Genomic DNA, 15775 nt, shown 5'->3' with positions numbered 1-15775 from the left:
CCAATGCGGACTGTTGTTGCACTGCTGCTTGCACTAACCGCGTCGGTCGCAGATGCGCAGCTGCCGACTGCCACCGGACAGCAGTACACGCTCAGCCAATCCGGGTGGCGGGTGTTTGTCCCCACGGGTTACGCGCCCCAGGCCGACGGCAAGTACGACCTGCTCGTCCACTTCCACGGCGACTCGCAGACCGTCTGGAACAACGCCAAGTACGCCGACCTCGACGCGGTGATCGTCACAATCAACTACAGCGGCTTGTCGAGCGCTTACAGCACGCCGTTCAGCAATACGTCCCTCTTCCAGCAGGTGTTGAACGAAACGCGGACGAGGCTTGCGATCCTTCCGGCGTTTGGAGCGTCGGCTGCGCTCGACCACCTATCGGTCTCTTCGTTCAGCGCGGGCTACGGCGCGGTGCGGCAGATCCTTGGAGTCTCGACCTACCGCGATGCGATCAACAGCCTGCTGGCCGCCGACTCGCTGTACGCCACCACCGCTAGCGACGGCACAGCGCTCGACTCGCAAATGGCCGGCTACAAAGAGTTCGCGACCGCCGCGGCCGCCGGCGACAAGCGATTCATCTTCACCCATTCCCAAGTCCCGACTTTCACCTACGAGAGCACCGCAGAAACGGGTGATGAGTTGATGACGCATCTGGGCATAACCGCGACGCCCACCAGCGATACGGGATTAGGTGACTTGCGATTCTACCGAAACGCGGAACTCGGCGGCTTCTCCCTCTGGGGAGCGCTCGGCGCTACGGCGGACGACCACCTAAGCCACCTGCGCTATATCGGCCAGTGGCTTGGCGACTTGCAGGACGCCACGCCGGCACTTCCAGGTGACTACACGGGCGATGGCATCGTCGATGCCGCCGACTACACCAAGTGGCGTGATACCTGGAACCGCTTCAATACGGACTTGGCAGCGGATGGTAACGGAAATGGCGTCATCGACGCGGGCGACTACAACGTCTGGGCCGCGGCCTACGGTGGGAGGACTGGGGCCCACCGAGCGATCCCCGAGCCGACAGCAGCGTCCCTGACGGCAGTCGTCTTATCGTGCTTGTTGCGGCGAAGTCGCGGATGAATCCGTTCCGTGGCTCAGACTCCGCAGGCCCACTCGCCGCAGCTTTGCCCGTAGCTAGACTGTCGGCTACCTCCACTAGGCTTCAAGGCAGAGGCTTTCTTCCCAAACAGACAGACGCCACCTTGCTAACACGCTGCCTTTCCGTGGCCTTTTGCCTGCTGGCCTCATCCCTCTCATCGGGTGAGGAGACGACGCGCCACTACGCCGACACCCACATCCATCTGCTCAACTTCCTGCAGGGCGGCGAGTTCCTCAATGACGACGACACCTTTGCCGGGTCCAGTTGGGGCGAAGTCCGCCACCAGCGGTTCGTGACGCTGCCCGCAGGCGAGCGTTGGCGACGCGTCGCCGGCGTTATGCGCTGCATGGAGCGGTCCAACATCGAACGGGCAATAATTTTCGGCATGCCGGTGGTGAAGAAGTGGGACGAGAACGACAGCTACGAACGCCCCGACGGGTATCTCGACAACGAGTCGCCCGTGCTGCTCGCACGTGACACCGATCTTATTGTCGCTAGCGCCATCGAAGAGGCGCGACTGCGTTACCATGACGACGAACAGCAACTAGAACGCCTCAACGCGATCGCGCCGTTCGTCTGCGGCATCGATCCGACGGACCTCGGGGCCGTGGATCAAGTTGTTCACCGAATCCTCGAGTACCCCGGCACCTGGCAGGGGATCGGCGAAGTTTTTTCACGGCACGACGACCTCACGCACCTGCAACTCGGCGAGCACCCCCGGGCCAACCACCCCGCCCTGCTGCGCGTCTGCAAGTTCGCCGGGGAGAATCATTTGCCGGTGAGCATCCACCACAACATCGCGCCGGTGTCGCGACCAGGATCGAATCGGCCGCCGGTGTACCTGGACGAGCTTATCGAACTCTTCCGTTATTGCCACGAGACGCCGGGCTCAGGCCGCGAATCAACGGTCTTCATCTGGTGCCACGCCGGCACGAGCCGTCGGGTGCAGGTTGAGAACTTGCCTTATTGGATCGACGAAGTGCTCGCTGTTTATGGCGAACACGTTTACATCGATCTCTCGTGGGTGGTGTGGGACAACTACATCGAAGACGACATCGCGACATGGGCAAAGCTCATTGAGAAGCACCCCGATCGATTCATGCTCGGGTCCGATGTCGTGGGGGGAGCAACCAACGCGGCCGAACAACTGACGAGGTTTGAACCGCTGCTCGCCGCGCTCGACGCCAAAGTCGCCCAGCGGGTGGCCCGCGGCAACCTCTGCGACTTGCTCGACCGGATGGCCGAACGCCGTCGGCTGGCGGGCCTGAGCCACAAGGACCTCGCCGGGATCGAACTGCCGAAAGACTACCGCTTCCCCGAGTACGCCCACATGCCCCGGCTCCGGGACGAAGAGTCGTTCGTGCGGTCACGTCTTCAGAGACAGGACAAATAGCACTCGCCCGCGTGGCTTGTGGATTGCTCACCGCGTAGGATGAAAGGCGGCACTTGAACCCAAGTGTCAATGCCCGAGTCCCAGGCGAACACTTCATCCTCTGAAGCTCGATCGTGGTGATGCCCTACGCGTTGTTGATTGACGAGCCGGTCGGCGAAGCCCTCCCGCGCCTGGCGAGAGATCAACTCGACGAGGCCGTTACTGCGTTGTCAACGCTCGACCGCAAGACGGCGGTGCACGAGGCGCGCAAGTCTTGTAAGCGGGTCCGCTCCCTCCTGCGGATGTACCGTCCGGGCCTCGGGAGCCTATACAAGGCGGCGGATCGAGAAGTACGCGATATCGCTCGGTTGCTTTCAGGGACCCGCGATCAAGACGTGCTGCCCGCTACCTGTGAAGGGTTGCTCAACGAGACCATGAAAGAAGAAACTCGCGGGGCGGTCGAATCGACCCGTGACCTCCTTCTATCGACAACCAACAACCAGGATTCCGCCTCGTTCGACGGCGTCATCGCGCGATTGGAAGCAATCCGTGTCGCATCGCAAGACTGGCGTGCGAAGCGTCCCCGGCGCTCAGCGGCCGACGGAGTCAAACGTGTCTACCGCGATGGACGACGGATTCGACAGAAGTGCGATCTGGACGGCCCGGCGACGCCGTGGCATGAGTTGCGCAAGTCGGTTAAGCACCACGCCTATCACGCCAAGCTAATGAAGAAGCTTCACCCGGCAGGCAGAGCTTATGCAAAGCCATGGGGACGACTTGGTGAGTTGCTCGGAAGGGAACACGACTTGTCGGTGCTGATGGTGCGTTTGGCGGAGATCACTCACCCGGAAGGACGGTCATTGGAGCTTGTTCTACTGGCGACCGGCGAGAAGCGAGCCCGTCTTCGATTGAAAGCGATAAAGCTGGCAACTCGCCTATACGACCCTTCGCCACGTCTGGTGCGGAAGGTCGTGCGTGAGCTGTTGCCGAAATAGCGCGCCGTTCAGCCGCCGATCGCTTCGAGCTCTTCCCAGCGCTGATAAGCCGTGTCGAGTTGCGACTGCAAGGCGCCGGCCTCGGCTTGAGCCGCCGCGATCACTTCGGGCGCCGACTTGTAAAAGGCGGGGTCCGCCATCCTCGTGTGCAACTCGGCTAACTGAGATTCAAGCTTCTCGATCGTCGCCGGCAGCGACTCAAGCTCGCGTTTCTCCTTGAATCCCAACTTCTTCGCCGCCTGCGGCTTAGCGGGCTCCTCTTTGACCACCGGCTTCGGCGCCTCCGCCACTTCGGCAACCGGCGCCGCTCGACGCTGACGGACCCAATCGTCGTACCCGCCGTCATACTCCTTCACGTTGCCGTCTTCGAACACCAGTGTGCTCGTGACGACATTGTTGAGGAACGCTCGGTCGTGGCTGACCACTAGGAGGGTTCCGTCGTAGTCGGTGAGGCGATCCTCGAGCAATTCAAGCGTCTCGGCGTCCAGATCATTCGTGGGCTCGTCGAGGACGATCACGTTGGCGGGCTTCGCAAAGAGCTTCGCCAGCAGCAACCGGTTGCGTTCGCCCCCCGAGAGGAACTGGATCGGCGTCCGCGCGCGGTCGGGCGTGAAGAGGAAGTCACGCAAGTAACCGATGATGTGCCGCGTGCCGCCGGCGATCTTGATCGTGTCGTAACCGTCGGCGACGGCCTGCTCGGCCGTCTGGGCGTCATCGAGTTGCCCCCTCAACTGATCGAAGTAAGCGACTTGCAGATTCGTCCCCAGCCGCACGGCCCCGCTCGTCGGCCGTAGCTCACCAAGCAAGGTCCGCAATAGCGTCGTCTTGCCGGCGCCATTGGGGCCGATAACGCCCACCTTGTCGCCGCGCATCAGCGTGGTGGTAAGCCCCACGAAAGCGGGCTCGTCGGCGCCCTCGTACCGGAATGAAACGTTCTCGGCCCGAGCGACGAGCGCGCCGCTGCGGTCGGCCTCCTGGATGACGAGATTCGCCTTGCCTTCGCGCTCGCGCCGCAGGCCGTGCTCAACCCGCAGCGCCTTGAGCGCGCGGACGCGGCCCTCGTTGCGGGTGCGACGAGCCTTGATGCCTTGGCGGATCCAGCGCTCTTCTTCGGCTAGCCGCTTGTCGAACAACGCGTTCTGCTTCTCCTCGGCGGCGAGGGCCTGTTCCTTACGCTCGAGGAAGGCGTCGTAATCGCAAGACCAATCGAACAGCCGTCCGCGGTCGATCTCGAGGATCCGTGTCGCGACGCGTCGCAAGAACTCGCGGTCGTGCGTCACGAAGAGCAGCGCCGTTGGCCAAGCCTTGAGGACCGACTCGAGGTGCTCGATCGCCGCCAAGTCGAGGTGGTTGGTCGGCTCGTCGAGCAGCAGCAGGTCGGGCCGACCGAGGACCGCCCGTCCTAGCAGCGTCCGGCGCTTGAGACCCACCGAGAGGTCCGCGAACTTGGCCGTGGGGTCGAGCCGCAACTCGCGCAGCAGACGTTCGACCTCTTTATCCTGCCGCCAGTCGTCGTGCTCGCCGGTGGGCCGCCAGCCGGAGCGGATCACCTCGTCGACGCTGGCGCCGGCAATGTCGATCCCCTCGAGTTCGGGGGGGATCTCTTGTTCGAGTCGGGCGACGTGCACGCCCTCGGCGAGCACGCATCGGCCCGAGTCGGGCAGCACCTCGCCGGCGATTAGCTTCATCAGCGTGCTCTTGCCGGCGCCGTTGCGGCCCAAGAGGCCGATCTTCTGACCGGGTTCGATGACGGCGCTGACGCCGTCCAGCAGCGCGGGGCCGCGGAAGGCGATCGTCAGGTTGTCGAGCGTTACGAGAGGCATTATCGGGCGGGCTGGGGGCGGGCGAGCCCCACAGCGTACGCGTTTTCCCGCCGCCCGTCAGCAGCGCCAATCAACGGGGCCCGTTAGCGTTGGACGCGAGCCGAACCGCCCGACGCCAGGGCCTCGACCTCCGCCAGCGACGCTTGCGAGACGTCGCCCGCAAACGTCGTCAGCAGCGCCCCGTGGGCCCAGCCGAGCCGCAGGGCTTCTTCGGGCGACTTGCCGGCGAGCAGGCCGTACACGAGCCCCGAGGCAAAGCCGTCGCCGCCGCCGATGCGGCAGAGCACGTCGAGTTCCATTGTCGGGCTGACGTACCGCTGCCCTTCGATCCAGAGGACGGCGCCCCAGTTGTGGCGGTTGGTGGTCTTCACCTCACGCAGCGTCGTGGCGACGGCTTTGACGTTCGGGAACTTCGCCTTCACCTGCTCGATCATGCCGAAGAAGGCGTTGGGGTCGAGTTCCGTCTTGTGCTCGACGTCCTGGCCTTCGAGGCCGAGGCCCTTCTGCAGGTCCTCTTCATTGCCGATCAGCACGTCGACATTCGCGGCGATCTTCCGCATCATTTCGAGGCCCTTCGCTTCTCCGCCCTCGAGTGTCTTCCAGAGCTTGGCCCGGTAGTTGAGGTCGAACGACGTGACGGCGCCAGCGGCCTTGGCGGCCTGCATCCCTTCGACGATTAGGTCGGCCGTTTGCGGGCCGATCGCCGCGAAGATGCCGCCGGAGTGGAACCAGCGCACGCCGCCGCCGAAGATCGCCTTCCAATCGAAGTCGCCCGTCTTGAGCAGGGCGCCCGCCTCGTTCGAGCGGTTGTAGAACACGACCGGCGCGCGGACGCCGCAGCCGCGGTCGCTGTAGACGGTCGCCATGTTGGGTCCGCGGACGCCGTCGTGCTTGAATCGCTTGTAGATCGGCCGCACGCCGCGCTCGCGGACCTGGCGCTCGATCAGCTCGCCGACGGGGTTATCGACCATTGCGGTGGCGACCCCTGTCTTCAGTCCGAAGCAGCTAGCAAGGTTCGCCGCGCAGTTGTACTCGCCACCGGAGACGTGGACCTCGAACGAACGAGCCGCGCGGAACGGCGTCTGACCCGGGTCGAGACGGTGCACGAGGGCGCCGAGGGCGAGGAAATCGAGTTCACAGGCGTCGGTGCGGATCGGCAACATCGGCAAGGAGGGCGTCACGAGGAAGGAAGCGGAATGATTGGACGAGTGGCAAGCCGTAAGGGTAATCCGCTCACCCCCCGCCGCGCAAGGCCCGAGTGCTGGCGCCGCGGGCCCTTTGCAACGATCGGCGGCGTGGTTTCGCGTTGCCGGACCGCGGGCGTGGGGTTAGGTTGGTGGGGAAACTCGCCTTGAGGCCGACTGGCCTACCCTCGACATGGACACGTTGAGGCGTCAAGGCGACCGTGCGAACCGTGTGCATCAGGGAAGGACCCCGCCATGCAGGTTGATCGATTGGCGTATGTCGCCGCGACTTTCGTTCTCTTCGGCGTTCTCTCCGGCACCGTCGCGCTAGCCAAGCCGATCACCGACGAGCCAATCACCGACGAGCCGCTCAACGTCGCGTCCGAGACCATCGATGCGCCCGCGGCCGTCGATCCCGCGGTCGTTCAAGCCGCGGCGATCGAGCCAGCCGCCCTCTCCAGCGCGACCGATTCGGTCCTCTCAGTCGAACGGGTTGAACAACTCCTGCAAGATATCGAACAGAGGGCCGAGCTCGACGCAGAGACACGCAAGCTAGCAGCGGACGCCTATCGCGCCGCCCTGGCCGAACTGCGGCGCGCCGCGGAGTTCGCCGCCCAAGCCGAATCGTTCGGGCGCGACGCCGTCGGCGTCAATCATCGGATCGAGCAACTGAAGCAGCAGCTCGAAGAAGTCAAGAGAAAAGAGCCGTTCACAGCCGCTGATGCGACGCTCGCCGATCTGGAACAAGCGGTCGCTAAGACCGAGTTGCAACTCGCGACGCTAAAGACCGCCCAGGCCGCTGCCGAAGCGGAGCCGCAGCACCGCTTGAACCTTCGCAAAGAAGTCCGCACACGCATCGTCGCGATCCAGGAAGCCCTCTCGGCTCTGGCGTCGCAGGCGCCGGCTACCGACTTGCACCCCGATCTCGCTGCTGCGAAGAGCATCGAGATGGCCGCCCGTCGCATGGCGCTCGAGGCCGAAGCGCCGGCGCTGGAGAGTAGAATCGCCAAGTTCGACGCCGAGGACGCCGCCGACCTGCTGCGGATGCAGAGCGACCTCGCCGCAAAGCAGACGGCTTTTGCCGAACAGCAACTGCAAAAGCTCCGTGACGAGGTGAAGGCCGCGCGCGACGCCGCCGCCGAAGAATCGGTCCGCAAGGCGCGGCTCGAAGCGATCGTCGCGGCCCCGGCTTTGAAGCACCTGGCGGAGCGCAATCAAGAACTCGCCGAGACCGAGCAAGCGATCTACAAACAGCTGTCCACCGCCGAGCGCGACCTCAAGGCGGCCAATGAAGCGTTCGAGTCGCTCGATCGGCAGTTCAAATTGATGAAGCAGAAGGTCGAGACGGTGGGTCTCACCAGTTCGGTCGGGGCTCAGCTCCGTCGGCAGCGGGCGACGCTCCCCGACATCAACCAGCGGCGTCAGGCGATCGCCAAGCGGAGCGCAACCACCGACGAGGTCCAGTATCAAGCCATCGAGTATGACGACGAACGGCAGACCCTCGGCGACGCCGACGCGGTCGTCGCGTCGATCCTCGCCGAAGCGCCGCCGCGGGACGGCTTCGGGATCGCCTTCCTCGAAGAAGCCGCCCGCGAGTTGGTCGACAGCAAGCGCAAGTATCTGGGTTCGTTGAGCCGAGCCTACATCGAGTACTTGGATACGCTCGGTGACCTGGATTTCAAAGACCAGCAGGTCGTATCACTAACCGACCAGTACGCGAAGTTCATCGACGAGCGTGTGCTATGGATCCGCAGCGGCCGGGCGATGACGCACGAGCAGGTTCTCGACACGGCGGATGCGTGGCTTCTTAATCCGACGAAGTGGCTGGATATCGGCGCAACACTGGTCCGCGACGCAATTGCTACCCCGTGGCTTTATGCGATCATCCTCGGTTCGTTTGGCGCCCTCGTGGGACGCGGAGCCAGGCTGCGGCGCGACCTCAATGAAGCGGGCGACATCGCCGCGCGCGCCAACTGCCGGACGATCGAGCCGACGCTGCGCACCATCGCCCTGACTGTGCTGGTGTCGGCGGCATGGCCGGGAATCGTCGCGTTACTCTCGTGGCGGCTGCGAGTCGCGGGGGGGGACGATTCTGAGGCGGCCGCGGTTGGCTACGGGCTTTACTGCGTGTGTCTGATCTGGGCTCCGCTGGAGTTGATCCGCCAGGTATGCCGCCCCCGCGGTCTAGCCGAAGCGCACTTTGCATGGCCGACAACGGTCACGCAGTCGCTACGCCGACGCTTGCGGTGGCTCACCGTGTTGGGACTGCCCTTCGCGTTCTTGGCGGCGACGCTGCACTCCAGCAATCCGACGCCGGGGCACGACGCCCTCGAACGCTGCTGTTTCATCGTCGGCATGGCGCTGTTGATGGTGTTCGTTTTTCGACTCTTGTCGACTGGCGGCTTGCTTCGCGAGCACATCGCTTACCACCAAGGGGGCTGGGTCGACCGGCTGAGCCACCTCTGGCCCTGGCTGGCGGTCGTGCCGCCGCTGACGCTGTTGGGGCTCGCGTTCGCGGGCTACTACTACACGGCACAGATTCTGGCCTGGCGGCTCTTCGCTTCGGTCTGCTTCTTAGTGGCGTTGTGGCTCGTCCGCGACTTGCTGCTGCGTATGCTGCTGCTCCGACGCCGGAACCTGAGCATTGAGCAAGCCCGCCAACGCGCCGCTACCGCCACCGCAGCGGCGGAGGCCGACGGAGGGAGCGCCGCCGTCGTTGCCGGCATTGTGGCGAGCAATCAGCAATCCGATCTTTCAGCGCACAACCAACAAACGCGGCGGCTGCTGGGCGCCGGCGTCTTCGCGGGCTGTGTGGTCGGGCTCTGGCTGATCTGGGTCCAAGTCCTGCCGGCGCTCGGCATGCTCGACAAGTACCCGCTATGGAGCACCGCCGTAGCCACCGCGCAGCCGGCCGCCGCAACGAGCACCATGCCAACCGCGGCGGCAATGGGCACACCGAAAGCCGACGCAAGCGTCGCTGTTGCTGCCGGCAAGAACACCGTGACGCTTTCCGACCTGGGGCTGGCGTTCCTCGTGACGTTCGTCACGTTCGTGCTCTTCCGCAACGGCCCGGGCCTCCTTGAGATCGCCCTCTTACAGAAGCTGCCGCTCGATGCGTCGGTGCGCTACGCGATCACGACGCTCGCCAGCTACGCGATCGTGATGATCGGCACGATCATGGCGTGCTCGACGATCGGCCTGCAGTGGTCGCAGATCCAGTGGCTCGCCACCGCGCTAACCTTTGGTTTGGCGTTCGGCTTGCAGGAAATGTTCGCCAACTTCGTGGCGGGCCTCATCATCTTGCTCGAGCGGCCGATCCGCGTCGGCGACGTTGTCACCGTCGACGAAATCACCGGCGTCGTGTCACGGATCCGCATCCGCGCGACTTCGATTACTAACTGGGACCGCAAAGAGTACGTCGTTCCCAACAAGGAGTTCATCACTGGCCGGCTCTTGAACTGGACGCTCACGGACAAGGTCAACCGCGTCGTGGTCAACGTCGGCGTCGCCTATGGCACCGACACCAATCGCGTTCAAGAGCTGCTGCTGACGATAGCCGCGGAGAATCCTCTGGTGCTCAAGGACCCCGCGCCGGTGGCGTCGTTCGAAGGGTTCGGCGACAACTCGCTGAACTTCGTTTTGCGGACTTACCTCGCAGCACTGGATTACCGGCTGCAAGTCACGCACGAACTACACACGGCGATCAACAACGCGTTCAACGCGGAAGGGATCGAGATCGCCTTCCCGCAGCGTGATTTGCATATCCGCACGGCGCCGGAGGTGCTCGCGGTCGCTCTCAACAAGTCGGCGAGCAGTCCATCGCAGGCGAAGGAAGCCGCTTGATCTACCCCGTAAAAAAGCCGGCCGCCCTGCCTAAGCGGGGGCGGCCGGCTTTAGCTCGCCAACCAGAAGGATTTACTGCTTGTCCGCAGCAAAGAGGGTCACTCAGTAGCGGAAGATCAGGTCCGCCGTCAGGCGGTTCTCCAGCACATCACGCCGCTCAGTAAGCGGTACTTCCCAGGCCAAGCCGATCTCCGTGTTGCGGTTCGGCTTGTACTTGCCACCGAAAGCGCCGGTGACGATGTCGTTCCCCTCGACGCCCGCCGAGCCGAGGTTGAACAAGTCGCCGCCATCGAGGCCGGTGAGGCCAAGGCGGTTATCGCCATCGGCCGCCCAGTGGTACCAGTTGAACTCCAGCAGCCCGTACCAGCCCTTACGAACCTGATAGTCGAAGTGGTTCGACCAGTAAACGAACGAGCTATTCGCGTCGCCATCGACCGGCAGGAGGCCGCCCACGCCGCTGAGCCAGTGGCCGCAGTCGAAGAGCTCGGCGCCGCCGGTGAGGAACAGATTGAAAATACCGTCGCCACGGGCCTGACGCGAGCGCGGCGTGCCCATTGGGATGTTGTAGGTGAAACCCGCGGACAACAGCTGCTGTGCAGCGGGGTCACGGTAGAGGGCGTACTTGAGGCCAATGTCCAAGTCGGCCCAGCCGTCATCAATCAGCGGATTGTCCGAAACGACATAGCCGTCTTTCGTCGCGATCAGCGATAGACGCTCGGTCAGTCGTGCGCGGATTTGTAAGGCGTAGAGCTGCACGTCGCCGCCGAGCGCGGTGGCCGGCACTTTGTGCTGGATGAAGATGCCACGCAGCTCGGTGACGTTCCGCGGGTCTTCAAAGTAGACCGGGTTGGTCATCGGGCTGATGAAGTCGTCGAAGCAACGCTCCGACGGGCAAGCGATCGATCCCAGCAACAACTCCGGCAAGCCGCAGCCATCCGAGCAGCTGTCATACGTTAGGCACCCAAGGCCAAAGAGCCCGCAATTCTCAAGGCAGCAGCTAGAGCCGCAGCTCGACCCACAGCCGACCGAATCACCGCAGCACGCGTCACCACCACATCCGTCGCCACAGTCGGTGTCCCAGCAAGCCGTTTCTATCGCTGCGGCCGTGTCGCTGGTCGCGAATGCCACGTCGCCGCTAGTCGCCCAAGCCGGCATCGTTACAGCGGCCAGCGCCAGGCCCACCAGGCCCCATTCGTGATGTTTCATTGCGTCACCTCCGTGTCCGATGCGATCCGGGCGCCAGACGATCGCCGCGCTCCGCTAGCCGCGGCATCCGAGCCGTTGCTGGCATCTAAATCGGCGCCGGCATTCCGCTTTGCCTCATCAATACCTCTGTGGTGGTGGATGCGCTGCGACCGGCACAGAGGCCTCAGGCAACATGAGCGAATCCCGACAAATTGGTCCAACTAGCCTATCGGACAAAATGACACACTTGACTTTAATGGCCTGAATGCCGATATTCCGATCTGGAGATAGACAGATCCTCTATGTCTTTCTCTGCACTAACTACCCATCGTACTGAGCCTTCGAGGCAATTATGGCCGTCTCCCAAACCGCTGAATACGCGTTGCGGGCCGTGGTTTGGCTGGCTCAGAACCCCGGTGAGCCCCAAACCACGCAGCAGCTGGCTGAGGGGACGCACGTCTCGGTGAGCTACCTCCCCAAGGTGCTCCAACCCCTCGGACGGGTGGGTATCCTCACCAGTCAACGCGGGATCAATGGCGGGTACTCGCTCGCTCGCGATCCGGAGCAGTTGACGGTCCTGGAGATCATCGGCTGCGTCGATCCCATCCAGAGGATCACCCGTTGCCCGCTCAGGCTGCAAACGCACACCGGCGGACTTTGCCCGTTACACACGATGCTCGACGAGGCGATCGCCGAGACCGAGCGTCGATTCGGCGAGACCACCATTGCTGAACTTTTGCGTCGCAACACCGGCCTCAAGCCGCTGTGCGAGACGACGCCCCATGTCTTCACGATCGACAGCCTGCTGCCGCCCAAGAAGGCCGGCGGCGGTGCGGCGGATTGACGCGACTACTCGCGAAGTAACGAGTCGATCAAATTCTATCGTTCCCCGACGCGATACGATTCACGGAGAATCTCTGACGCGATGAGCGAGTCCTCTACCGCCGCCGATGCGCGGCTCGAACGCTTCAGCTACGACGACGCCATTGTGCGGATGTTCCTCGCCGCGACCCTCATCTGGGGTTTGGTGGGCTTCTCCGTCGGCATGCTGATCGCGTTGCAGTTGCCCTTCCCCTCGCTCAACGGTGGGATCGAGTGGATCACTTTTGGGCGATTGCGGCCGTTGCACACCAACGCGGTGATCTTCGCTTTCGCCGGCAACGGCATCTTCACAGCGATCTACTACTCCACCCAGCGACTCTGTAAGGCGCGGATGTGGAGCGATACGCTTAGCCGGCTTCATTTCTGGGGCTGGCAAGCGATCATCGTCTCCGCGGCGCTGACGCTACCGCTAGGGATCACGCAGAGTAAGGAGTATGCCGAGCTCGAATGGCCGATCGACATCGCCATCGCTGTCGTCTGGGCGGGATTCTTCGGCGTGAACTTCTTCATGACGCTCGTGACACGTCGTGAGCGTCATATGTACGTCGCGTTGTGGTTCTACATCGCGACGATCATCACCGTGGCGGTGCTGCACATCTTCAACAACCTGTGGGTGCCGATCCTCTCGCCCACGATCATCAAGAGCTACCCGATCTACGCCGGCGTCCAAGACGCCATGATGCAATGGTGGTACGGACACAACGCGGTGGCGTTCTTCCTGACGACGCCGTTCCTCGGGCTAATGTACTACTTCCTACCGAAGGCGGCGGATCGCCCGGTCTTTAGCTACCGCCTGAGCATCCTCCACTTCTGGTCGCTGGTATTCATCTACATCTGGGCCGGCCCACACCACCTGCACTACTCGGCAATCCCTGAGTGGGCGCAGACGCTGGGCATGGTCTTCTCGCTCATGCTGTGGATGCCGAGCTGGGGCGGCATGATCAACGGCCTTCTGACGCTCCGCGGGGCTTGGCATAAGGTGACGACTGACCCGGTGCTAAAGTTCTTCGTCGTCGGCATCACGTTCTATGGTATGAGCACGTTCGAGGGCCCAATGCTCTCGATCAAGTACGTCAATGCCCTCAGCCACTTCACGGACTGGACCATCGCCCACGTCCACGCCGGCGCGCTTGGCTGGAACGGCTTCATGGTGTTCGGCATGTGCTACTGGCTCGCGCCGCGTCTCTTCCAGACGAAGCTCTACAGCACGAAACTCGCCGAGACCCACTTCTGGGTGGCGACAATCGGCATCTTGGTCTACGTGCTGCCGCTCTACGTCGCCGGCATTCTGCAAGGGCTGATGTGGGGGACGATTGACTCCAAGGGCGCACTGGCTTATCCCGACTTTGTCGAGACGACCAAAGCGATCATCCCGATGTACTATCTCAGGGCGATCGGCGGCAGCCTCTACATCGCCGGCGCACTCGTCGGGAGTTGGAACTTTTACAAGACTTGGCAGTCGCGTCCGGCGAATTACGAAGTCCCTGTCTACGAGGCGCCCGCCCTGAAGGACGTGGCCTTCACGCCAGAGACGGCGCCGACATCGAACCTCGAGACGGTGACCGACTACGCCCGGGCGTGGGACGTCTTCAGCAGTATGTGGTGGCACCGCGTCTGGGAGCGGATGCCGATTAAGTTCACCATTATGACGACGATTGCCGTTGCGGCGGCATCCTTGCTCGAACTGGTGCCAACGTTCGTCATCCGCTCGAACGTGCCAACGATCGCTACGGTGACGCCCTATACGCCGCTTGAGCTGGCGGGGCGAGACATCTTCGTCAGCGAGGGGTGTTACAACTGCCACTCGCAGATGATCCGTCCCACCGTCGCCGAGACTAAGCGTTACGGCGAGTACAGCAAGCCGGGCGAAAGCGTTTACGACCACCCGTTCCAGTGGGGATCGCGTCGCATCGGTCCCGACCTCTCCCGCGAAGGGGGCAAGCAGAGCCATCAGTGGCACGTTCTGCACTTTCGCAACCCGCAGGAGTTCAACGACGGCTCGATCATGCCGCCTTACCCGTGGCTGATGCGGAAGAAGCTCGACTTTGACTCGATTCCGCTCCGCGTGATGGCGATGCAGACGCTCGGCGTGCCGTACCCGCAGTATGAGGGGGACAATCTGGAGCAGGCGAAAGCCGACGCTCAGGCGCAGGCCGCTTCGATTGCGAAAGAGTTTGTCGAGCAGAACCAAGGTCAACCATACACCGAACTCCCCGACCGCGCCGGCAACTTTGGCCAGTCGATCGACCTCGCCGACAAAGAGGTGATCGCCCTAGTGGCGTTCATCCAGCGAGTTGGAACGGACCTCTTCAAAACCCCCGACGCTTCGGCCGAAGAAGTGTCGCCCGCGGACTCTGGCGTTCTCGGCACAACGGCCGAGAAAAGCGTCACCCCGGAGCCTCCAGCGCCCGCCGATCGCACTGCGACGGCGCCTTAACAACGTAAGAAAGGATCATGGTTAAAGAATCGATTGCCGACCTCGGCCTCACCCCGTACGCCGTGTACGGACTGCTCACTTTCTTCGGCGTCTACGCCGCGATCACCGTCTGGACAATGACGCGGCTCTACAAACAGATCTCGGGTTGGGCGTCATTGCCGCTCAACGATGAGGCTGATCGGGTTGAGGACGACTCAGAGCTAGAGGAGTTCCAAGAACTCTTTGAGAGTGAACTTGAAGACCCGTTCGACGACGAGGACAGTGTTTTGTGCGGCGTTTGCGACGGCTCGAACAGCCACGATAAGAACTTCGTTTCGATCAACTGAAGGAACGCGGCATGGCCGAAGAATCCACCACTCCGCTTGAGCCCGCTGGCGACGAAGTCCTCACCGGTCACTCATACGACGGGATCCAAGAATACGACAACCCCACGCCGCGCTGGTGGGAGCTTATGTTCGTCGCGACGATCGTCTTCTCGCCGATCTATGCGATTTGGTTCCATGCGCCGCTGCAAGGCCGCACGCTCGCCGACCAGTACCAGGCCAGCCTCGCCGACAACATGCGGCTGCAATTTGGAGAGATCGGCGACTTGACGCCCGACGAAACGACGATCGTCAAGTTCATGAACGACCCCAAGTGGCTCCCTGTCGGCGAGTCGACCTTCAAGACCAACTGCGTCTCGTGCCACGGCCCCGAAGGAATCGGCATCTCTGGCCCCAACCTCACCGACGACAACTACCTGAACGTCAAGAAGATCGAGGACATCGCCACAGTGATCCGCGACGGCGCGAAGAACGGCGCCATGCCGGCATGGGGGAATCGCCTCCACCCGAATGAAGTCGTGCTCGCCGCCGCGTACGTGGCGTCGCTGCGTGGGAAGAACTTGAAGAGCGCTCGACTCACGGAGGGCGTTGAGATTGCTCCTTGGCCCTCCGGGGGCTGAGGCCAC

Annotated in this window: 11 protein-coding genes; 8 read left to right on the top strand and 3 right to left on the bottom strand. The window is 63.1% G+C overall.

What is annotated here, in order from left to right:
* Positions 1-3 precede the first annotated feature (3 nt).
* From Spa11_RS11470 to Spa11_RS11460, 3 genes are all read left to right on the top strand, one after another.
* Positions 4-1086, top strand: a complete 1083-nt coding sequence (locus tag Spa11_RS11470) for a hypothetical protein (protein ID WP_145112312.1) — start codon at positions 4-6, stop codon at positions 1084-1086.
* A 143-nt stretch (positions 1087-1229) separates the two neighbouring features.
* On the top strand, positions 1230-2498 hold the full coding sequence (locus tag Spa11_RS11465) for an amidohydrolase family protein (protein ID WP_145112310.1): 1269 nt from the start codon (positions 1230-1232) through the stop codon (positions 2496-2498).
* A 119-nt stretch (positions 2499-2617) separates the two neighbouring features.
* Positions 2618-3472 carry a CHAD domain-containing protein gene (locus tag Spa11_RS11460; protein WP_231933263.1) on the top strand — a complete coding sequence of 285 codons (855 nt, stop codon included), beginning with the start codon at positions 2618-2620 and terminating at the stop codon, positions 3470-3472.
* Positions 3473-3480: 8 nt separating this feature from the next.
* Here Spa11_RS11460 and Spa11_RS11455 read toward each other — a convergent pair whose 3' ends face one another.
* Together Spa11_RS11455 and Spa11_RS11450 are read right to left on the bottom strand one after the other, a co-directional pair.
* Positions 3481-5295 (bottom strand): ATP-binding cassette domain-containing protein, encoded by a 1815-nt coding sequence (locus tag Spa11_RS11455; RefSeq protein ID WP_145112306.1) that lies wholly within the window; start codon positions 5293-5295, stop codon positions 3481-3483.
* A gap of 83 nt (positions 5296-5378) precedes the next feature.
* Positions 5379-6476, bottom strand: coding sequence for a sugar kinase (locus Spa11_RS11450; protein WP_231932896.1), 1098 nt, complete (start codon positions 6474-6476; stop codon positions 5379-5381).
* A 258-nt stretch (positions 6477-6734) separates the two neighbouring features.
* On the opposite strand from Spa11_RS11450, the gene Spa11_RS11445 reads away from it, so the two are divergent.
* A complete protein-coding gene (locus tag Spa11_RS11445; protein WP_145112304.1) occupies positions 6735-10322 on the top strand; it encodes a mechanosensitive ion channel domain-containing protein in 3588 nt (1195 codons plus the stop codon).
* 102 nt (positions 10323-10424) lie between these two features.
* On the opposite strand, the gene Spa11_RS11440 is transcribed toward Spa11_RS11445, so the two are convergent.
* Positions 10425-11528, bottom strand: a complete 1104-nt coding sequence (locus Spa11_RS11440) for a hypothetical protein (RefSeq protein ID WP_231933246.1) — start codon at positions 11526-11528, stop codon at positions 10425-10427.
* 331 nt (positions 11529-11859) lie between these two features.
* Here Spa11_RS11440 and Spa11_RS11435 point away from each other — a divergent pair, with 331 nt between their 5' ends.
* The 4 genes from Spa11_RS11435 (at position 11860) to Spa11_RS11420 (ending at position 15769) form a co-directional block, all read left to right on the top strand.
* Entirely contained in the window at positions 11860-12351 is a 492-nt protein-coding gene (locus Spa11_RS11435; protein ID WP_145112301.1) for an Rrf2 family transcriptional regulator, read from the top strand.
* 81 nt (positions 12352-12432) lie between these two features.
* Positions 12433-14826 (top strand): cytochrome-c oxidase, cbb3-type subunit I, encoded by a 2394-nt coding sequence (gene ccoN / locus Spa11_RS11430; RefSeq protein ID WP_145112299.1) that lies wholly within the window; start codon positions 12433-12435, stop codon positions 14824-14826.
* 17 nt (positions 14827-14843) lie between these two features.
* Complete coding sequence (locus tag Spa11_RS11425) at positions 14844-15152, top strand: hypothetical protein (protein ID WP_145112297.1); 309 nt, start codon at positions 14844-14846, stop codon at positions 15150-15152.
* 11 nt (positions 15153-15163) lie between these two features.
* Positions 15164-15769, top strand: a complete 606-nt coding sequence (locus tag Spa11_RS11420) for a cbb3-type cytochrome c oxidase N-terminal domain-containing protein (protein ID WP_145112295.1) — start codon at positions 15164-15166, stop codon at positions 15767-15769.
* The last annotated feature ends 6 nt before the right edge of the window (positions 15770-15775 follow it).

This window comes from Botrimarina mediterranea (assembly GCF_007753265.1).
Classification (GTDB): domain Bacteria; phylum Planctomycetota; class Planctomycetia; order Pirellulales; family Lacipirellulaceae; genus Botrimarina; species Botrimarina mediterranea.
This window is presented reverse-complemented; position numbering and strand designations above follow the sequence as displayed.

What these genes read in the sequence shown, in the direction of transcription:
- Spa11_RS11425 (WP_145112297.1), top strand. Translation starts at nt 14,844, where the DNA reads ATGGTTAAAGAATCGATTGCCGACCTCGGCCTCACCCCGTACGCCGTG.
- Spa11_RS11455 (WP_145112306.1), bottom strand. Translation starts at nt 5,295, where the DNA reads ATGCCTCTCGTAACGCTCGACAACCTGACGATCGCCTTCCGCGGCCCC.
- Spa11_RS11470 (WP_145112312.1), top strand. Translation starts at nt 4, where the DNA reads ATGCGGACTGTTGTTGCACTGCTGCTTGCACTAACCGCGTCGGTCGCA.
- Spa11_RS11435 (WP_145112301.1), top strand. Translation starts at nt 11,860, where the DNA reads ATGGCCGTCTCCCAAACCGCTGAATACGCGTTGCGGGCCGTGGTTTGG.
- Spa11_RS11445 (WP_145112304.1), top strand. Translation starts at nt 6,735, where the DNA reads ATGCAGGTTGATCGATTGGCGTATGTCGCCGCGACTTTCGTTCTCTTC.
- Spa11_RS11460 (WP_231933263.1), top strand. Translation starts at nt 2,618, where the DNA reads ATGCCCTACGCGTTGTTGATTGACGAGCCGGTCGGCGAAGCCCTCCCG.
- ccoN (WP_145112299.1), top strand. Translation starts at nt 12,433, where the DNA reads ATGAGCGAGTCCTCTACCGCCGCCGATGCGCGGCTCGAACGCTTCAGC.
- Spa11_RS11420 (WP_145112295.1), top strand. Translation starts at nt 15,164, where the DNA reads ATGGCCGAAGAATCCACCACTCCGCTTGAGCCCGCTGGCGACGAAGTC.
- Spa11_RS11440 (WP_231933246.1), bottom strand. Translation starts at nt 11,528, where the DNA reads ATGAAACATCACGAATGGGGCCTGGTGGGCCTGGCGCTGGCCGCTGTA.